Source organism: Variovorax gossypii, from assembly GCF_003965815.1.
Taxonomy (GTDB): Bacteria; Pseudomonadota; Gammaproteobacteria; order Burkholderiales; family Burkholderiaceae_C; genus Variovorax; species Variovorax gossypii.
The window spans coordinates 109084-128451 of record NZ_RXOE01000006.1 but is presented as its reverse complement, the minus strand read 5'-3'; the positions used below and the strand labels follow the sequence as shown (position 1 = coordinate 128451).

General features: G+C 68.7%; 18 protein-coding genes. 9 read left to right on the top strand and 9 right to left on the bottom strand.

The features are described from left to right. Positions 1 to 158 precede the first annotated feature (158 nt). From EJP69_RS21235 to EJP69_RS21210, 6 genes are all read left to right on the top strand, one after another. Positions 159 to 1028 (top strand): IclR family transcriptional regulator, encoded by an 870-nt coding sequence (locus tag EJP69_RS21235; RefSeq protein ID WP_093206938.1) that lies wholly within the window; start codon positions 159 to 161, stop codon positions 1026 to 1028. A 14-nt stretch (positions 1029 to 1042) separates the two neighbouring features. Next, positions 1043 to 1462, top strand: a complete 420-nt coding sequence (locus EJP69_RS21230) for an MAPEG family protein (RefSeq protein ID WP_093301356.1) — start codon at positions 1043 to 1045, stop codon at positions 1460 to 1462. 162 nt (positions 1463 to 1624) lie between these two features. Beyond that, complete coding sequence (gene amaB, locus EJP69_RS21225; protein WP_126472419.1) at positions 1625 to 3163, top strand: L-piperidine-6-carboxylate dehydrogenase; 1539 nt, start codon at positions 1625 to 1627, stop codon at positions 3161 to 3163. A gap of 100 nt (positions 3164 to 3263) precedes the next feature. Further along, positions 3264 to 4166 (top strand): amino acid ABC transporter substrate-binding protein, encoded by a 903-nt coding sequence (locus EJP69_RS21220; RefSeq protein ID WP_126472418.1) that lies wholly within the window; start codon positions 3264 to 3266, stop codon positions 4164 to 4166. Continuing rightward, entirely contained in the window at positions 4163 to 5392 is a 1230-nt protein-coding gene (locus EJP69_RS21215; RefSeq protein WP_126472417.1) for a pyridoxal phosphate-dependent aminotransferase, read from the top strand. The genes EJP69_RS21220 and EJP69_RS21215 overlap by 4 nt, the downstream gene beginning before the upstream one ends. Positions 5393 to 5549: 157 nt before the next feature. Next, the gene (locus EJP69_RS21210; protein WP_126472416.1) at positions 5550 to 7226 is read left to right on the top strand and encodes a thiamine pyrophosphate-binding protein; all 1677 of its coding nucleotides are present in this window, start codon (positions 5550 to 5552) and stop codon (positions 7224 to 7226) included. A 112-nt stretch (positions 7227 to 7338) separates the two neighbouring features. Here EJP69_RS21210 and EJP69_RS21200 read toward each other — a convergent pair whose 3' ends face one another. Together EJP69_RS21200 and EJP69_RS21195 are read right to left on the bottom strand one after the other, a co-directional pair. Then, positions 7339 to 7641, bottom strand: coding sequence for a hypothetical protein (locus EJP69_RS21200; protein ID WP_093206947.1), 303 nt, complete (start codon positions 7639 to 7641; stop codon positions 7339 to 7341). A gap of 18 nt (positions 7642 to 7659) precedes the next feature. Next, complete coding sequence (locus EJP69_RS21195) at positions 7660 to 8898, bottom strand: ammonium transporter (protein WP_093301364.1); 1239 nt, start codon at positions 8896 to 8898, stop codon at positions 7660 to 7662. A 375-nt stretch (positions 8899 to 9273) separates the two neighbouring features. Here EJP69_RS21195 and EJP69_RS21190 point away from each other — a divergent pair, with 375 nt between their 5' ends. Both EJP69_RS21190 and chrA read left to right on the top strand, forming a co-directional pair. Then, entirely contained in the window at positions 9274 to 10032 is a 759-nt protein-coding gene (locus tag EJP69_RS21190) for a sulfite exporter TauE/SafE family protein (protein WP_093206951.1), read from the top strand. A gap of 20 nt (positions 10033 to 10052) precedes the next feature. Then, positions 10053 to 11423: a chromate efflux transporter gene (gene chrA, locus EJP69_RS21185; protein ID WP_126472415.1), complete on the top strand. Its 1371-nt coding sequence runs from the start codon at positions 10053 to 10055 to the stop codon at positions 11421 to 11423. Between the two features lie 3 nt (positions 11424 to 11426). Here the strand turns inward: chrA and EJP69_RS21180 are convergent, their stop codons facing one another. The 5 genes from EJP69_RS21180 to EJP69_RS21160 all read right to left on the bottom strand — a co-directional run bounded on the left by EJP69_RS21180 (position 11427) and on the right by EJP69_RS21160 (position 14885). Further along, on the bottom strand, positions 11427 to 12938 hold the full coding sequence (locus tag EJP69_RS21180; protein WP_093301367.1) for a tripartite tricarboxylate transporter permease: 1512 nt from the start codon (positions 12936 to 12938) through the stop codon (positions 11427 to 11429). 13 nt (positions 12939 to 12951) lie between these two features. Further along, positions 12952 to 13440, bottom strand: coding sequence for a tripartite tricarboxylate transporter TctB family protein (locus EJP69_RS21175; RefSeq protein ID WP_093209252.1), 489 nt, complete (start codon positions 13438 to 13440; stop codon positions 12952 to 12954). A gap of 197 nt (positions 13441 to 13637) precedes the next feature. Continuing rightward, complete coding sequence (locus tag EJP69_RS21170) at positions 13638 to 14054, bottom strand: RNA recognition motif domain-containing protein (RefSeq protein ID WP_093209250.1); 417 nt, start codon at positions 14052 to 14054, stop codon at positions 13638 to 13640. Positions 14055 to 14245: 191 nt separating this feature from the next. Beyond that, positions 14246 to 14482, bottom strand: coding sequence for a DUF3820 family protein (locus tag EJP69_RS21165; RefSeq protein WP_093209247.1), 237 nt, complete (start codon positions 14480 to 14482; stop codon positions 14246 to 14248). 7 nt (positions 14483 to 14489) lie between these two features. After that, positions 14490 to 14885 (bottom strand): translation initiation factor Sui1, encoded by a 396-nt coding sequence (locus EJP69_RS21160; protein WP_206169372.1) that lies wholly within the window; start codon positions 14883 to 14885, stop codon positions 14490 to 14492. Positions 14886 to 14947: 62 nt separating this feature from the next. Here EJP69_RS21160 and EJP69_RS21155 point away from each other — a divergent pair, with 62 nt between their 5' ends. Next, complete coding sequence (locus EJP69_RS21155) at positions 14948 to 16219, top strand: DEAD/DEAH box helicase (protein ID WP_126472414.1); 1272 nt, start codon at positions 14948 to 14950, stop codon at positions 16217 to 16219. Positions 16220 to 16238: 19 nt separating this feature from the next. On the opposite strand, the gene EJP69_RS21150 is transcribed toward EJP69_RS21155, so the two are convergent. Both EJP69_RS21150 and EJP69_RS21145 read right to left on the bottom strand, forming a co-directional pair. Continuing rightward, entirely contained in the window at positions 16239 to 17636 is a 1398-nt protein-coding gene (locus tag EJP69_RS21150; protein ID WP_126472413.1) for a dipeptidase, read from the bottom strand. 28 nt (positions 17637 to 17664) lie between these two features. Then, positions 17665 to 19341, bottom strand: a complete 1677-nt coding sequence (locus EJP69_RS21145; RefSeq protein WP_126472412.1) for a carboxylesterase/lipase family protein — start codon at positions 19339 to 19341, stop codon at positions 17665 to 17667. Positions 19342 to 19368: the final 27 nt, after the last annotated feature.

Genomic DNA, 19368 nt, shown 5'->3' with positions numbered 1-19368 from the left:
GCAGGCCATGGACAGCTTGCTGTTCTTGATTCACTCTATTGCAACGATTGCGCCAGATCGCCTCGGGTATTCCACTAATCAGAATATTTCTTTAAATTATTCCGTTTAACGGAATATGATGGCCGCATCAGCCAAATCGAATTCCGCAGGAGGAAGGTATGGAGAGCACTTCGGCGGCGCCCGCCGTCAGCAGCAGCGGCGTGCCGCGCGTCTTTTCGGTGATCCGCGCGCTCGGCGCGGTGCAGGCCGAGGGTGGCCGCGTGACCCAGATCGCACGTTCGGTGGGCCTCACGCAGGCCACCACGCACCGTTTGCTGCAGTCGCTCATGGCCGAGGGCATGGTCGAGCAGGACGAGCGCAGCAAGCTCTACCGCCTGAGCATCGATTTCTTCGCGCTGGCCGCGAGCGCGGGCAACCCGGGCGACCTGCGCTCCATCTGCCGGCCCGTGCTGCTGCGCCTGTGCGCCAGCCTGGGCGACAGCATCTTCCTGCTCGCGCGCAGCGGCTTCGACGCCGTGTGCCTCGACCGGAGCGAGGGGCCGTTCCCCATCCGCTCATTCACCGGCGACATCGGCGGGCGCATCGCGCTGGGCGTGGGGCAGGGCGCGCTCGCGATCCTCGCCTTCCTGCCCGAGGCCGAGCGCGAGGAGGTGATCCGCTTCAATCTGCCGCGCGTGCGCGAGTACGGCGTGTACGACGAGGTTTACCTGCGCACCGAAATCGAGCGCGTGCGCCAGGCCGGCTTCGCGGGGCGCAACACCGGCCTGCTCGAAGGCATGGCCGGCGTGGCCGTGCCGATCCTCGACCGCGAAGGCCGCGCGGTGGCCGCGCTGAGCGTGGGCACGATTGCCGACCGGCTGAATGCGGACCGCATGCCGACGGTGGTCGAACTGCTGAAACGGGAGGCCGCGACCATCGGGCCGAAGATCAATCCCTTCGACGCGACGCTGAGGCGGCCCGCGCAGAGCCTGGCGGGGTCGCCGGCGGGGCAGAAGATTCCCTTGCCCGAGGCGCCGGGGCCGGGCTGAACAAGGAGCCGACCATGAACAACCCCTCGATCCTCTACCCCGTCTTCGCCCTCGCGGCCCTCACCGGCATGGTGCTGCTGCTCATTCCCTTCACGCGCGTTCGCGCCGTGCTGCGCCGCGAGATCCGGGCGGCCGATTTCAGGCTGGGCGAGTCGGACGCGGTGCCGGACGCGGTGCGTCTGCCCAACCGCAACTACATGAACCTGCTGGAGCTGCCTGTGCTGTTCTACGTGGTGTGCCTGCTCTTCTACGTGGCGGCGCAGGCGACGCCCGCGGCGGTCTGGCTGGCCTGGGCCTACGTCGGGCTGCGGGCGCTGCACAGCGCGGTGCACCTGACCTACAACCACGTGCTGCACCGGCTGGGCCTGTTCGCGGCGAGCAACGTGGTGCTGGTGATGCTGTGGATCCTGGCGGCGACCCGGTTGGTGCGCTAGGCGCACGTCAACGGCTCGAGATCCTTCCTGAAACGCATCAGGTCCTTCCATATTTTCATTAGGCAATCGGGCGGGATTCGCTGATATTGGCCGGATTACGCCCCTCGGCCTTCGTTGCCTTCCCGTTCCCTTTCTCTTTCATCTGCCTCCCGGAGCGCGTCCATGTCCGAATCCCAATCCCCCGTTTCCGTCGCCACCGAAATCGAACAGTTGCTGCAGCGCCTCGGCGTGCCCCGCAGCGCCCACACCGGCGGCGAGCTGACGGTGCGTTCGCCCGTCAGCGGCGAGGTGGTGGCGCAGGTGCCGCAGACCTCGCCGGCCGAGGCGACGGCGGTGATCGGCCGCGCGCACGAGGCCTTCAAGGCCTGGCGCAACGTGCCGGCTCCGCGCCGCGGCGAGCTGGTGCGCCTGCTGGGCGAGGAGCTGCGCGCCGCCAAGGGCGACCTGGGCCGCCTCGTCACGCTGGAGGCCGGCAAGATCCCGTCCGAAGGCGCGGGCGAGGTGCAGGAAATGATCGACATCTGCGACTTCGCGGTCGGCCTCTCGCGCCAGATCTACGGCCTCACGCTGGCCACCGAGCGCGCCGAGCACCGCATGATGGAAACCTGGCATCCGCTGGGCGTGTGCGGCGTGATCTCTGCCTTCAACTTCCCGGTGGCCGTGTGGTCGTGGAACGCCGCGCTGGCGCTGGTGTGCGGCGACCCGGTGGTGTGGAAGCCCTCCGAGAAGACGCCGCTGACCGCGCTGGCCGTGCACGCCATCGCGCAGCGCGCCATCGAGCGTTTCGGCGACGCGCCCGAAGGCCTGCTGGGCCTGCTGCTGGGCCAGCGCGACATCGGCGAGCTGCTGGTGGACGACCACCGCGTGCCGGTTCTCTCGGCCACCGGCTCGACCGCCATGGGCCGCCAGGTGGGGCCGAAGCTGGCCGCGCGCTTCGCCCGGGCCATTCTGGAGCTCGGCGGCAACAACGCCGCCATCGTCACGCCCTCGGCCGACCTCGACCTCGCGCTGCGCGGCATCGCCTTCGCAGCCATGGGCACGGCCGGCCAGCGCTGCACCACGCTGCGCCGCCTGTTCGTGCATGAAGGCGTGTACGACCAGCTGGTGCCCAAGCTGGCCAAGGTCTACGGCAACGTGCAGGTGGGCGATCCGCGCGAGGCCGGCACGCTGGTCGGCCCGCTGATCGACCGCGCCGCCTTCGACGGCATGCAGAAGGCGCTCGGCGAAAGCCGCGAGGCCGGCGCCAAGGTGCACGGCGGCCAGCGCGTGGAAGGCATCGGCACGAAGGACGCCTACTACGTGCGCCCCGCGCTGGTGGAGCTGAAGTCGCATGAAGGCCCGGTGCTGCGCGAGACCTTCGCGCCCATCCTGTACGTGGTGCGCTACAGCTCGCTCGACGAGGCCATCGAACAGCACAACGCGGTGGGCGCGGGCCTGTCGTCGTCGATCTTCACGCTGAACATGCGCGAGGCCGAGCGCTTCATGTCGAGCTCGGGCTCCGACTGCGGCATCGCCAACGTCAACATCGGCCCGAGCGGCGCCGAAATCGGCGGCGCCTTCGGCGGCGAGAAGGAAACCGGCGGCGGACGCGAAGCCGGCTCCGACAGCTGGAAGGCGTACATGCGCCGCGCCACCAACACCATCAACTACTCGACCGCCTTGCCGCTCGCTCAGGGCGTGACCTTCGACATCGGCGACTGACCGATCGCTTTGTGGACTGTCCAGGCCTGCCGCTTCGCGCGCCAGGCGGGCAGCCGCATGCATTCATCGCAACCAGAACCACAACCAGGAGACAGAAAAAATGAGGATTTCCTTCAAGGCCATCGCTGCCGCAGCCGCGCTGCTGGCACTTTCGCTCGCCGCCACGGCCCAGACCGCCGCCGGCGGCACGCTCGACAAGATCAAGTCCAGCGGCAAGGTGGTGCTCGGCGTGCGCGAAGCCTCGCCGCCCATGGCCTACATGCTGGGCGCGGGCGAGAAGTACGTGGGCTACCACGTCGAGCTGTGCGAGCGCGTGCTGAAGGACATCGCTCCGCAGGCGAAGCTCGAGTACATGGCCGTGACCGCGCAGAACACCATCCCGCTGGTGCAGAACGGCACGCTCGACATCGGCTGCGGCCCCACCACCAACAACACGGCGCGCCAGCAGCAGGTGGCCTTCGCGCTCACCACCTACGTGAGCGAGGTGCGCATGGCGACCAAGATCGACTCGGGCATCACCAACCTCGACCAGCTCGCGGGCCGCAACGTGTCGGCCTCCACCGGCACCACGGCGGTGCAGCTGCTGCGCAAGCGCGAGCGCGCGCAGAACGTCTCGTACAACACCATGCTCGGCAAGGACCACCTGGAAAGCTTCCTGCTGATGGAGTCGGGCCGCGCCGATGCCTTCGTGCTCGACGACAACCTGCTGGCCGGGATCATCGCGAACTCGAAGAACCCGTCGGCCTATCGCATCGTGGGCGAGCCGCTGGGCTCGGAGCCGATCGCGCTGCTGTTCCGCAAGGACGACCCGGCCTTCAAGGCCGCGGTGGACGACTCGTTGCGCCGCATGATGAAGAGCGGCGACCTCGAGAAGATCTACACCAAGTGGTTCGTGGCGGCCATTCCGCCGAAGAACACCAGCCTGAACCTGCCGATGAGCACCACGCTCAGGCAGCTCATCGCCGAGCCTAACGACAAGCCGCTGGAGGCCTACGCCAAGTGACAGCAGATACCGCCACCTCCATCGCTTTCGAGCCCGCGCAGCGCGTGCGCGCCATCGGCGTCTCGGAGATCCTGCGCATCACCGACCACGCCAACGCGCTGAAGCGCGCGGGCCGACCGGTGATCGTGCTGGGCGCGGGCGAGCCCGATTTCGACACGCCGCAGAACGTGCGCGAGGCCGCGGTGCGTGCCATCGGGCGCGGCGACACGCGCTACACCGTGCTCGACGGCAGCCCGGCGATGAAGGCGGCGGTACAACTCAAGTTCAGGCGCGACAACGCGCTCGACTTCGCGCTCGACGAGATCAGCGTGAGCGCGGGCGCCAAGCAGGTGATCTTCAACGCGCTGATGGCCAGCCTGAACCCCGGCGACGAAGTCATCCTGCCCGCGCCGTACTGGACCTCGTACGCAGACATCGTGCAGATCTGCGGCGGCGTGCCGGTGCCCGTGGCCGGCACCGAGGCCAACGGCTTCCGGCTCGATGCCGCGCAGCTCGAGGCGGCCATCACTCCGCGCACGCGCTGGCTGTTCCTGAACTCGCCCTCGAACCCGAGCGGCGCGGCCTACAGCGCCGACCAGCTGAAGCCGCTGTGCGAGGTGCTGCTGCGCCATCCGCAGGTGTGGGTGCTGGCGGACGACATCTACGAGCACATCCTCTACGACGGGCTGGCCTTCGCGACGCCCGTGGCGGTGGAGCCGCGGCTGCGCGAGCGCACGCTGACGGTGAACGGCGTGTCCAAGGCCTATGCGATGACCGGCTGGCGCGTGGGCTACGGCGCCGGTCCGCGCGCGCTGATCGCGGCCATGGCCGTGGTGCAGAGCCAGACCACTTCGTGTCCTTCGTCGGTCAGCCAGGCCGCGGCCATCGAGGCGCTGACCGGACCGCAGGACATCGTGGCCGAGCGCTGTGCCGACTTCCAGGCGCGGCGCGACTTCGTGGTCGCAGCGCTGAACCGCGCACCGGGGCTGCACTGCCGCGTGCCCGAAGGCGCGTTCTACACATTCGCGAGCTGCGCCGGCGTGCTCGGCAGGCGTACCCGCGGCGGCGCGCTGCTGCAGACCGACAGCGACTTCTGCCGCTACCTGCTGCAGGACTTCGAGGTGGCGGTGGTGCCGGGCAGCGTGTTCGGGCTGGCGCCGTACTTCCGGATTTCGTATGCGACGTCGATGGCGCAACTGGAAGAGGCGTGCGCGCGCATCATCGCTGCCTGCGCCGCCCTCGAATGAACCCGCATTTCTCCCTCCCCCGCTGGGGGAGGGCAGGGGTGGGGGCGGGCGGCCTGGCAATTGCTGTCGGCTTGTCCATCGCCGCTTGCCCCCATCCCAACCTTCCCCCAGAGGGGGAAGGAGCAATACCCGACACCTTCAGCCCATTGGATACAGCATGACTTCCTCCTCCCGCACCGGCGGCCAGATCCTGGTCGACCAGCTCATCACCCACGGCGTCGAGCAGCTCTTCTGCGTGCCCGGCGAGAGCTTTCTCGCCGTGCTCGACGCGCTGCACGACGCCTCCATCGAAGTGACCGTGTGCCGCCAGGAAGGCGGCGCGACGATGATGGCCGAGGCGCAGGGCAAGCTCACCGGCAAGCCGGGCGTGTGCTTCGTCACGCGCGGGCCGGGCGCCACCAATGCGTCGGCCGGCGTGCACATCGCGCACCAGGACTCGACGCCGCTGCTGCTGTTCGTCGGCCAGGTCGCGCGCGACGCGCTGGGTCGCGAGGCCTTCCAGGAGCTGGACTACGGCGCGGTGTTCGGCACCATGGCCAAGTGGGTGGTGCAGATCGACGACCCGGCGCGCGTGCCCGAGCTGGTGTCGCGCGCCTTTCACGTCGCGACCTCGGGCCGCCCCGGGCCGGTGGTGATCGCGCTGCCGGAAGACATGCTGACCGAGGCCGCGACGGTGGCCGACGCGCAGCCTTACGCCGTCACCGAGACCCATCCCGGCGCGGCGCAGATCGCCGAACTGCAGCAGCGGCTGTCGCAGGCGCAGCGGCCGGTGGTCATCCTGGGTGGCAGCCGCTGGTCGGAGAAGGCATCGCGGCAGTTCGCGGACTTCGCGGCGGCGTTCTCGCTGCCCGTGTACTGCTCGTTCCGCCGGCAGATGCTGCTGTCGGCCGATCACCCGAGCTATGCGGGCGACCTGGGGCTCGGCGCCAATCCGCGCATGCTGGAGCGCATCCGCAATGCCGACCTGGTGCTGCTGGTGGGCGGGCGCCTGTCGGAAGTGCCTTCGCAGGGCTACGAGCTGCTGTCCATTCCGCAGCCGAAGCAGGCGCTGGTGCATGTGCATGCCGATGCCGGCGAGCTCGGCAGGCTGTATCGCCCGGCGCTGGGCATCCACGCCACGCCGCAGGCTTTCGCCGAGGCCGTTGCCACGCTGCGGCCCGCGCAGGTGGCTGCATGGCAGGCGGAAACGAAGACCGCCCGCGAAGACTTCCTGCGCTGGAGCGACCCGTCGCCCATCCGCATTCCGGGCCCGCTGCAGATGGGCGAGGTCATGAAGCACCTGCGCGAGGTGCTGCCGGCCGACACCATCTTCTGCAACGGCGCGGGCAACTTCGCCACCTGGGTGCATCGCTTCTGGCCGTTTCGTTCGTATGCCAGCCAGCTCGCGCCCACCAGCGGCTCGATGGGCTACGGCCTGCCGGCCGGCGTCGGTGCCAAGCGCCTCTGGCCGCAGCGCGAGGTGGTGGTGTTCGCGGGCGACGGCGACTTCATGATGCACGGCCAGGAGTTCGCGACCGCCGTGCAGTACGGCCTGCCGATCATCGTGGTGCTGCTGGACAACGCCATGTACGGCACGATCCGCATGCACCAGGAACGGCACTACCCGGGCCGCATCAGTGCCACGCAACTGAAGAACCCCGACTTCAGGGGCTACGCCGAGGTGTTCGGTGGCCACGGCGAGCGCGTGACCAGCACGGAGGAATTCGGCCCCGCGCTGGCCCGCGCGAGGGCGAGCGGCAAGCCGGCGATCCTGCATTGCCTGCTGGACCCGGAAGCCATCACGCCGGGCAGCACGCTTCAGTCGATCCGCAAGGCGGCGCTCGCCGTGGACTGAGCACTCCCCCAGGCTTCGCGCACTTCGTGTCGCTTCGCCAACCCCCTCGCCGGGGGCGACACCGGCGGCCCGGCGAAGCCGGTTCCGCGGTGTCCCGCGAACTGGCTGCGTATCAGCGGAGGCCGCCTACGTATCGGGGCGGGGGCGTGGGCGGCTGGCCGTCGGGCTGCCGCGCCGCCAGCCGGGCGGCGCGCGCCAGCGGCTCCATCGCCTGCTCCAGCCGCGTTGCGAGCAGGTAGAGCTCCTCGTCCTTGGTGTCGGCGGCGTGCGCGCGGGTCATGCGCACGATCTCGGCGGCGTACTCGGCGTTGGTCGCCATCCACTCGGTGTCGGTCACGCGGCCGTGCTTTCGCCGCAGCGCCACGTGAAGGCGGGCGGCGAGGGCGATGCGTTCGCTTTCGGACATGGATGGCATGGTTCCTCCGTCGGTGGGTCAACTGCTCCCGAGATGTTCCCTGTGCTGTGCAAGATCGAGGCCCAGCACCTCGCTGTCGGCATCGACGCGCAATCCGACGATGACGTGCACCAGGAACAGCACCACCGCCGTTCCCGCGGCGCTGAAGATGGCCACGCTGCCGACCGCGATCGCCTGCGTCAGCGCGTCGCCGGTGGCGCCCGAGACGCGCGGGTCGGCGAACACGCCCGTCAGCAGCGCGCCCACGATGCCGCCGATGCCGTGCACGCCGAACACGTCGAGCGAGTCGTCCGCGCCCAGCAGGTGCTTCAGGCCGGTGGCGCCCCAGTAGCAGGCCAGCCCGGCGATGGTGCCGATGGCCAGCGCGGCCGGCGGCGTGACGAAGCCGGCGGCCGGCGTGATGGCCACCAGCCCCGCGACCAGCCCCGAGCACAGGCCCAGCAGCGAAGGGCTGCGCCGCACGATCCATTCGCCGAGCATCCAGCTCAGGGCGCCGGCGGCGGCCGCGATGTGCGTGACCAGCATCGCCAGCCCCGCGCGGCCGTCGGCCGCCACCGCCGAGCCGGCATTGAAGCCGAACCAGCCCACCCACAGCAGGCCCGCGCCGGTCATGGTGAATGCCAGGTTGTAGGGTTCGAAGGCCTCGCGGCCGTAGCCCTTGCGCGAGCCGAGCGCGTAGGCGCACACCAGCCCCGCGATGCCCGCGTTGACGTGAACCACCGAGCCGCCTGCGAAGTCGAGAGCGCCCATCTGCGCGAGCCAGCCGCCCGGCTCCCACACCCAATGGGCGATGGGCGCGTACACCAGCACGCTCCACAGCAGCGCGAACCACAGGATCGCCGAGAAGCGCATGCGCTCGACGAAGGCGCCGAGAACGAGGGCCGTGGTGATGATCGCGAAGGTCAGCTGGAACATCGCGTAGACCGTCTCGGGCACGTTGGGCGCCACGTGGCTCACCGCCAGCTGCCCGGCCGCCTTGAGGTATTCGAAGCCCGAGAACCAGAAGCGCCCGGAGCCGCCGAGCCAGGGCCAGCCCTCGGTGAAGGCCAGCGAATAGCCCACCGCGAACCAGGTCAGCGAGACCGTCGCGGCGATCGCCACCACCGCCGCCATGGTGGCCAGCACGTTCTTGCGGCGCACCATGCCCGCGTAGAAGAGAGCGATGCCGGGCAGCGTCATCAGCAGCACCAGCGCGGTCGAGGTCATCATCCATGCGGTGTCTGCCGCGTTGATGGAGGCTTGCGGTGCCAGGGCCATGGTCGCTTTTCTTCTTCAAGTGATGGACTCAGGCGCCCCGTGCACAAGTCGTGCCACGTCGTTAACTATCAGAAACACTTTGGTTTGCAAATCGGACTTCTTCGGTAAGGCAAAGCGGGTAATTCCCAATGCACTGAGGCGGTGCGTGCCCATAAAGTCTGCGCACTCGCGAACGGGCCCTGCTCGTGTGCCGAGGGTCCGAGGAGACAATCCCCCCAAGCAACAAGAAAAATCTTCAAAGGCTCCGTACGAGATGCCTGTTCGACTTTGGAAGGCGCCGCTGGTCGGCGCCTTTTTTATTTGCGCGAAAGGCACGGGGCGCAGGCTTCTTCAGCTACTTTTTCGATAGCACCGAGGTGAGACAATCCAGCCCCTATGGAAATGCTGGTGGTGACGGGCGCCTCTGCGCTCGCGGGTTTTGTCGATTCGATCGTGGGCGGGGGCGGGCTGATCCTGGTGCCCGCGCTGTTCGCGGTTTTCCCGGGCGCACCGCCCGCGACCCTGCTGGGCACCAACAAGAGTGCGTCCATCTGGGGCACGGCCGCCGCCGCCGCCCAGTTCAGCCAGCGGGTGCAGATGCGCTGGGGCGCGCTCTGGCCGGCCGCGCTGCTCGGTTTCGCCGGCTCGATGCTGGGCGCCTGGGGCGTCACCATGTTCCCGGGCGACTTCCTGCGCAAGGCGCTGCCGCTGATCCTGCTGGGCGTGCTGCTGTACACGCTGGCGCGCAAGGACATGGGCCGCATGCACGCGCCGCGCTTCTCGGGCCGGGCCGAGACGCTGGCCGCCTGCACCATCGGCCTGTCGATCGGGCTGTACGACGGCTTCTTCGGGCCGGGCGCGGGGAGCTTCCTGGTGTTCCTCTTCGTGCGCTGGATGGGCTACGACTTCCTCAACGCCTCGGCCTCGGCCAAGATCATCAACACCCTGACCAACGCCGCCGCGCTGATCCTGCTGGCGGCCAAGGGTCACGTCTGGTGGCACTACGGGCTGGTGATGGCGGTGGCCAACGTGGCCGGCAGCGTGCTGGGCACGAGGGTTGCGCTGAAGCACGGCGCGGGCTTCGTGCGGGTGGTGTTCATCGTGGTGGTGAGCGCGCTGATACTGAAGACCGCCTACGACGCATTCCTGAAATAGCGAGACACGAAAGTCGCCCGATGCCGCCCACCGAAGACCCAGCCGAGCCGCCCGTCCCCGTCAGCTTCTGGCAGGCCTTCGGCTACTGGCTCAAGCTGGGCTTCATCAGCTTCGGCGGGCCGGCCGGGCAGATCGCGCTGATGCACCAGGAGCTGGTGGAGCGTCGGCGCTGGATCTCGGAAAAGCGCTTCCTGCATGCCCTCAACTATTGCATGCTGCTGCCCGGCCCCGAGGCCCAGCAGCTCGCCACCTACATCGGCTGGCTCATGCACCGCACCTGGGGCGGCATCGCGGCGGGCGTGCTGTTCGTGCTGCCCTCGCTCTTCATCCTGATCGCGCTGTCGTGGGTCTACATGGCCTACGGGCAGGTGCCGGCGGTGGCCGGGCTGCTGTACGGCGTGAAGCCGGCGGTGACGGCCATCGTGCTGTTCGCGGCCTGGCGCATCGGCTCGAGGGTGCTGAAGAACGCGTGGCTCTGGGCGATCGCCGCGGCGGCCTTCGTGGCGATCTTCGCGCTGCAGGTGCCGTTTCCGCTGATCGTGCTCGCGGCGGCGGCCATCGGCTATTTCGGCAGTCGCGTGGCGCCGCAGCGCTTCGCGCCCGGAGGCGGCGGGCATGGCGCGGCGGGGGCTGCGGCCATCGGCCCGGCGCTCATCGACGACGACACGCCGACGCCCGCGCACGCGCGCTTCGGCTGGGGCCGCTTCTGGCGCGTGCTGGGCGTGTTCCTCGCGCTGTGGCTGGGCGCCATGGGCGCGCTCGTCGCGCTGTACGGCTGGCACGGCACGCTCACGCAGATGGGCTGGTTCTTCACCAAGGCCGCGCTGCTGACCTTCGGCGGCGCGTATGCGGTGCTGCCCTACGTGTTCCAGGGAGCGGTCGACCACTACGGCTGGCTGGGCGCCACGCAGATGATCGACGGCCTCGCGCTGGGCGAGACCACGCCGGGGCCGCTGATCATGGTGGTGTCCTTCGTGGGCTTCGTCGGCGGCTGGAACCAGGCGCTGTTCGGCGCCCACTCGCTGTTCGCCGCGGGCGCGGTGGCGGCGACGGTGGTGAGCTTCTTCACCTTCCTGCCGTCCTTCCTGTTCATCCTGCTTGGCGGTCCCTTCATCGAATCGACGCACGGCAACCTGAAGCTCACTGCTCCGCTGACGGCCATCACCGCGGCGGTGGTGGGCGTGATCGTCAATCTGGCGGTTTTCTTCGCCTGGCACGTGCTGTGGCCAAAGGGAGCCGGAGGGGGCTTCGACGCGGCATCGGCGGCGATCGGGCTGATCGCCGCCGTGGCGCTGTTCCGCTTCAAGGCCGGGGTGATCCCGGTGGTGCTGGGCTCGGCCCTGCTGGGGCTGGCGTGGCAGCTGTTGCTGCTGCCACTGTTCGTGCGCTGAGGCTCAGTCCTCTACAAAAGCCTCTTCGCGCTTGGCCTTGATGGCAGGGAGAAGCACGATGCCCAGCAGCAGCACCGCCGCGATCAGCAGCCCCGCCGACAGCGGCCGTGTGACGAACACGCTCCATGCGCCGCGCGACAGCAGCAGCGCCCGGCGCAGGTTCTCTTCCATCATCGGCCCCAGGATGAAGCCCAGCAGCAGCGGCGCGGGCTCGGTGCGCAGCTTGATGAACAGGTAGCCGATGAAGCCGAAGGCCGCCACCATCCACACGTCGAAGGTGTTGTTGTTGGTCGAGTACACGCCGATCGCGCAGAACAGGACGATGGCCGGGAACAGGAACTTGTAGGGCACCGTCAGCAGCTTGATCCACATGCCGATCAGCGGCAGGTTCAGGATGATGAGCATCGCGTTGCCGATCCACATCGAGGCGATCAGGCCCCAGAAGAGCTCGGGGTTGCTGGTCATCACCTGCGGGCCGGGCTGGATGTTGTGGATGGTCATCGCGCCCACCATCAGCGCCATCACGGCATTGGGCGGGATGCCCAGCGTCAGCAGCGGGATGAAGGAGGTCTGGGCGCCGGCGTTGTTGGCCGACTCGGGCGAGGCCACGCCGCGGATGTTGCCCTTGCCGAAGGGCACTTCGCCGGGGCGCATCTTGATCTTCTTTTCCAGCGCATACGAGGCGAACGAGGCCAGCAGCGCCCCGCCGCCGGGCAGGATGCCCAGCGCGGAGCCCAGCGTGGTGCCGCGCAGCACCGCGGGCAGCATGCGCTTGAAGTCGTCCTTGGTGGGCCACAGGCCCTTGACCTTGTGCGTGAACACCTCGCGCTCGTCGTCGGGTTGCGAGAGGTTGCCGATGATCTCGCCGTAGCCGAACACGCCCATGGCGATGACCACGAAGCCGATGCCGTCGGTGAGCTCGGGAATGTCGAAGCTGTAGCGCGCCACGCCCGAGTTGACGTCGGTGCCGACGATGCCCAGCAGCAGGCCCAGCACGATCATCGCCACCGCCTTCAGCAGCGAGCCCGAGGCCAGCACCACTGCGCCGATCAGGCCCAGCACCATCAGCGAGAAATACTCGGCGGGGCCGAACTTGAAGGCCAGCTCGGTCAGCGGAGGCGCGAAGGCGGCCAGGATCAGCGTGCCCACGCAGCCCGCGAAGAACGAGCCCAGGCCGGCGGCGGCCAGGGCCGGGCCTGCGCGGCCCTGCCTTGCCATCTGGTAGCCGTCGATGCAGGTGACCACCGAGGACGACTCGCCCGGCAGGTTCACCAGGATGGCCGTGGTGGAGCCGCCGTACTGCGCGCCGTAGTAGATGCCCGCCAGCATGATCAGCGCCGAAACCGGCGGCAGCGCGTAGGTAGCCGGCAGCAGCATCGCGATGGTCGCGACCGGGCCGATGCCCGGCAGCACGCCGATCAGCGTGCCCAGGATGCAGCCGATCAGGCAGTACAGCAGGTTGGTGAAGGTGAACGCGACGCCGAAGCCGGTCGCGAGGTTGTGGAAGAGTTCCATGGCGGTGTGCTCCTCAGCCCGAGATGAAGGTGGGCCACACCTGGATCTGCAGCTTCAGCGCCCAGATGAACGCCACGTAGCTGCCGGCCGCCAGGATGGTCGCGAGGATCAGCACGTCGCGCAGCTTGAAGTGCTCGCCCGCCATGCTCGAGATGATCGTGAGCGCGTAGATTGCGATGATCATCCCCATGGCCGGCAGCCCGATGCTGGGCAGTCCGCCCAGCAGCACGCCGAAGGCCAGGTTCGCGCCGAGCACGAAGGCCAGCGGCTTCCAGGCCCACTTGCCGATGGGGTCGCCGTCGTTGGTCTCGACCACCATCGCCTGGAACATGATGATCGCGCCCAGTACCGCCAGCAGGATGCCCAGCATCAGCGGGAAGTAGCCCGGCCCCATGCGGGCGCCGTCGCCGATGGTGTAGGTGGTGGCGCCGATGGCGAAGGCGCCGCCCACGGTGGTGAACATGACTCCTGAAAAGAAGTCCGCCTGACTCTTTATCCGCATGTCTCGCTCCTCTTGTTATGGAGGAATGAGGGTCGATCCGCGGGGCTGACCGTTGGCTGACCAGCGCGGTACGAACAAATGCGTACCGCAGGGCAAGGGTTCTTCCCGGTTCGGGCGTTTTCCCCAATAAAAAAAGCTCCCGAAGGAGCTTTTTTCATTCAAGGGCCCGAAGGCCCTGGAGGCAGGAGGGGGAGGGCTCAGTAGCCGCCGCGGCCACCGCCGCCGTAGCCACCACCGCCGCCACCGTAACCGCCGCCGCCGCTGCGGTCGCCGCCGTAGCCGCCACCACCGCTGCGGCCGCCGCCACCGTAGCCGCCGCCACCACCACCACCGTAGCCGCCGCCACCGCTGCGGGGGGGACGGGCTTCCATCGGACGGGCTTCGTTCACCGTCAGGGCGCGGCCCTGCAGGGGCTGGCCGTTCATGGCTTCGATGGCTGCGAGTGCTTCGGCATCCGTGCCCATTTCGACAAAGCCGAAGCCCTTCGAACGGCCGGTGTCACGTTCCATCATGACCTTTGCGCTGACGATCGAGCCGAATTCGCCGAAGGCTTGCTCGAGATCGTTGTCACGGACCGAGTAGGCGAGATTGCCCACGTAAAGTTTCTTGCCCATCAAGGGACTCCTGATTCAAACCAACAAAAAAACAAAAAGCGATGGAGTCCCAGAATCACAACAAACAAGAACTGCGCTGTGGCGCGAAACTGACCGATCACCGAATTACGTGCACGGGAGCCGCGGGGGCCCACTGACACGTAGCAGGGATTATCCGGCCCGATTTGCAAAAATTGCGGCGAAATCGTGCTTCATCGGGTAACTCCCGGGCCTGAAGGGCGGTTTCGCAACGGTTTCAGCAGGCCGGAAAGCCCGTTGTGGTCTATTTCATGCATCAACGCGAGCAATCTGCCGATTTCTCCCGAGGGAAAACCCTCGCGTGCAAACCAGCTCAGGTAATTGCCGGGCAAATCGGCAATCAGCGTGCCCTTGTACTTGCCGAAGGGCATTTCGAGCGTCACCAGCCGCTGGAGGTCTTCGGGATTCATCTTCTGCTCAGCCTCCCGCGCGCTTGACCGTGTGGCCCAGCTTCGAGAGCGCGGCGATCACCGTCTCGCGGTGGTCGCCCTGGATCTCGATGGTGCCGTCCTTCACCGTGCCGCCCGAGCCGCAGGCCGTCTTCAGCTGCTTTCCCAGCGTCAGCAGCGCCGCCGCGTCGAGCGCAACGCCCTTGACCACCGTCACGCCCTTGCCTTTTCTGCCCTTGGTCTCGTGGGATACACGCACAATGCCGTCGGTGGCCGGCGCGCGGGCCTGGCTAGCGAGCTCCTTGCAGCGGCATCGGGCCACGGGCTCCCCGCAGCCGGGGCACATGCGGCCGCCCGCCTCGGTGGAATACACCAGCGTGCCGCCGGACTGATTGCTGCGCTGCTGCTGTTTCATCGTCGACATCCGATACGTCTCTCTTCTCTGTCCATCCATCTACCCTGGGGTTGATCCTTCTGTCCGCTCACATGCCATTCGACTCACTGGGTCTGTCCCCCGCGCTCGTGCAGGCCGCCGCCCGCCGCGGCTATGCCGCGCCGACCGCCATCCAGGCCGCGGCCATTCCCGCGATTCTGCAAGGCCGCGACGTGCGGGGCTCGGCGCAGACCGGTTCCGGAAAGACCGCCGCATTCTCCCTGCCGCTGCTGCAGCGCCTGGGGGCCGACCGGCCTCGCGGCGCGCGCCGCGTGCGCGCCCTGGTGCTCGTTCCCACGCGCGAACTCGCGGCCCAGGTCGGCGAGACCATGCACGACCTGGCCCAGGACCTGCCCGAACGCCCGAAGATCGTCGTCGCATTCGGCGGCGTGTCGATCAACCCGCAGATGATGAGCCTGCGCGGCGGCGCCGACATCGTCGTCGCCACGCCGGGCCGGCTGCTCGACCTGGCGGACCACAACGCGCTGAAGCTCGACGGCGTGGCCATGCTCGTGCTCGACGAGGCCGACCGCCTGTTCGACCTGGGCTTCGCCGACGAACTCGGCCGCATCCTCGAACTGCTGCCGAAGCGGCGCCAGAACCTGCTGTTCTCGGCCACCTTCCCGGGTGCCATCCAGGCGCTGGCCGACGGCATGCTGCAAGACCCGGCGGTAGTCGACGTGCAGGGCGAACCCGGCACCGCGCCCGACATCGTGCAGCGCGTGATCGAGGTCGACCCCGGCCGCCGCACCCAGCTGCTGCGCCACCTGCTGAAGCAGCACGAGGACGAATGGGGCCGCGTACTGGTCTTCGTCGCCACGCAGCACGCCGCACAGACCGTGGCCGAGAAGCTCTACAGGAACGGCATCTACGCCGTGCCCTTCCACGGCGACATCGCGCAGCGCACGCGCACCGACATCCTCTCGCAGTTCAAGCAGAGCCGCTGGGACGTGGTGATCGCCACCGACCTCGCGGCGCGCGGCATCGACATCGCCCAGCTGCCCGTGGTCATCAACTACGACCTGCCGCGCTCGCCCGCCGACTACATCCACCGCATCGGCCGCACCGGCCGCGCCGGCGAGAGCGGCCTGGCCATCAGCTTCGTGAGCGCATCGACGGAGGCCCACTTCAGGGTGATCGAGAAACGCCACGGCCTGAAGCTGCCGCGCGAGCGAGTCGAGGGCTTCGAGCCGGTGGAGGTGGCGCCGCCGCTGGTCGACGCGTCGGGCACGGGGGGCATCAAGGGCAAGCGGCCGAGCAAGAAGGACAAGCTGCGGGCGGCGGCTGCGAAGGCAGCGCGGCCGCGCGAGGGCGAAGAGCCCTGAAGAAATCCTTCGCCGGGCGTCAGCCGACGTGAAAAGACGCAGGCGGATGCTTCGCCAGTTCCGCGAGAAGCAGCGTCCACGCCCGCGTCCCTTGCCGGATCGACGCCAGCCTGAAGAACTCGTTCGGCGCATGCACGTCTTCGTCGGGCAGGTTGAAGCCGAACATCAGCGTGTCGATGCCCAGCATCTCCTTGAAGATCGCCGTCACCGGCACGCTGGCGCCTAGCCGCACGTGGATGGGGCGCAGGCCGCTCTCGCGCTCCAGTACAGCCTCGGCCGCGCTCACCAGCGGATGGTGCGGCGCGAGGGTGGAGGCGGGCGAGCCGTCGTTCATTGCCACCACGTCGAGCGTGCAGCCCGGCGGGCAGTGCCGCTGCAGGTGGTGCAGCACCGCGTGGATCACGGCGCGCGGGTCCTGCCCCGCGACGACGCGCGTGGTGAGCTTGGCCTGCGCCTCGCAGGGCACGATGGTCTTGCCGCCGCCGCCTGTGTAGCCGCCCCACAGGCCGTTGACGTCGAGCGCGGGACGCAGCGTGATGCGTTCGCGCGCGGTGTAGCCGGGCTCTCCGTGCGCGCTGCCGCCGACGTCCGAGAAGAACGCGGCCTCGTCGTACGGGAACGCAGCGGTGTCTGCGCGCTGTCTTTCCGTGGGCGACGCGGCGCCGTCATGGAAGCCTTTGACCGCAACGCCGCCATCGGGGTGGTGCAGCGACGCGACCAGCCGCGCCATCTCGTGCAGCGCATTGCGGACGCCGCCGCCGTAGCGGCCCGAATGCAGGTCCTTGTGCGCGGTGCGCAGCCGCACCTCCAGCTGCGCGTTGCCACGGGCGCCGGTGTTGATCGTCGGCACGTCCGCGCTCGCCCGCCCGCCGTCGGCGGACAGCACCGCGTCGGCCTGAAGCAGCGCGCGGTGGCGTTCGACGATGGTTCGCAGCGACGGGCTGCCCGTTTCCTCCTCGCCTTCGAGGAACACCTTGATGTTCACCGGGCAGCGTCCCTGCACCGCGAGGAACGAGGCGATCACCTCGAGCGCGATCGCGGTCGAGCCCTTCACGTCGGAAGTGCCGCGCCCGTAGAGACGGCCGCCCACCTCCGTCGGCTCGAACGGCGGCGTGTGCCACTGGTCGAGGGGATCGGCCGGCTGCACGTCGTAGTGGCCGTACACCATCAGCGTGGGCTGGCCGGGCGCGCCGTTCCATTCGCCGTAAACGGCGGGCTCGCCGCCGCCGTCGAGCAGGCGCACGCCGGACAGGCCGATCCGCTGCAGCCGCTCGAGGAGGAAGCGCCGCGCCTCGTGCATGTGCGGCGCGAAGGACGGGTCGGCGCTCACGCTCGGAATGCGCAGGAATGCCTTGAGCCAGTCCACGATCTCCGGCTGGCGGGCGTCGAGGTGGTCGATGACGTGTCGTTCGTTCATGAGTGGGTCGATGCGGTTCATTCTTCGGTCAGTACATCGGCGGGAACACGTCGGGTCCCCAGAGCGTGTCGCATTTGTGGGCGTGCTCGAACGCGTTGCTCGATGTCTTGATGGCCGGGTAGGTGAACTCCATCAGCGCCCGGTCCGAAGGGCCCATGGAGCGCGGCCAGCGCGTCGCGACGTTGCGGCCGTCGCCGTTCGGGTCGCCGTTCTTTGCGAAGTTGAGGAGGTACGCGACCATCTGCGTCGACAGCGCCTTGCGCTGCGCCGTGGTGGCCGCGTCGGGCGTGGTGCTGCTCTGATCGAAGTAGGGGTAGGTGGGCAGCGAGTCGACCGTGCCGGTCAGGTAGTAGCTGTCCATGCCGTGTGCCGTGCCGTAGTAGAAGGCCGTGGGGCTCGATGGAAACGACAGCTGCGGATCGGTCATCTCCCAGCCGTACACCGGCACCCACGCCGCGAGCGCATCGCGCCGCGCGCTGTTGCCGCAGGCGTACATCGCGTCGCCGATGGCCCGTGCGATGCCTTGCGCCGGCACGGCGTAGTTGCCGATCGGATAGGCCGCCTCGATGGCCGTGGTGTCGTAGCCGGCCGGCGCGAGCCCGCGCAGGTACAGCGGGTAGTAGGCTGCGCTCAGCTTCGTGTCGACGAACAGCGTGCCCTCGTCGTGCACGCCGCCGATCATCACGGGCACCTGGTTGAAGTTGCCGGTCGCGAATGCGCGCGCGGGCACCTGGGTGATGACCTGCGCGTCCACGGTGGGCCGCCACTTGAGTCCGCCCTGCGCGAGCAGCGCGGATACCGGCAGCGCGCGCAGGCAGGCCACCACGTCGGTGGCACCGCCGCACCCGAGGTTCTGCACGGCGGTGTCTCCCACCGCCAGCGAGGTGTCCATGCCGGGATTCGAATACTCGGCCGCGCCGCCGCTCTGCATCACCGCGCGCTGGAACAGCCCCCTGGCCTTCGGCGACTGCAGCAGCGAGAAGCTCTGCGTCGCGCCCGCCGAGGTGCCCCACAGCGTGACGTTGCCCGCGTCGCCGCCGAAGGCCGCGATGTTCCTCTGCACCCAGCCGAGCGCGGCAAGCTGGTCCATCACGGCGAAGTTGCCGAGGCTGCCGTCCTTGTTGGCCGCACGCAGCGCCTTGTTCGCGAGATAGCCGAGCGCGCCGAGCCGGTAGTTGATGCTGACGACCACCACGCCGCGGCTCGCCAGCGGGCTCGGGCCCATCTCTCCCGAACCCAGCGTGAACGCGCCGCCGTGGATGTAGAAGATCACCGGCAGCTTGTCGCCGGCCTTGGTTCCCGCCGGTTTCCACACGTTCAGGTAGAGACAGTCTTCGGCGATCGGCGACGACACTGCGCCGGGCGCCTGCGGACATGCGCTGCCGAAGGCCTTGGCCTGCAACGTCGCCGCGCGGGCGGCCGGCGGTTGCGGCGGTGCCCAGCGCAGTGCGCCCACCGGCGGCTGTGCGTAGGGAATGCCGAGGAACGACACGATGCCGTCACCCGCATTGCCAGCGACCTTTCCTTCGGTGGTGACCGCGACCGTGAGGTCGTCCTGCGCAGGTGCGGGTGCCACCGGTGCAGGGCTTGCGGCCGGCGGCAGCGCGACGCCGCCGCCGAACCCCGCGCCGCTGCCGCCACCGCCGCACGCCGAGAGCGACAGCGCGATCGTCAGCGCCAGGCCGTTGATTTGTCTCGTCTTCATGGATGCACCTCTTGTCTTGGAATGGAT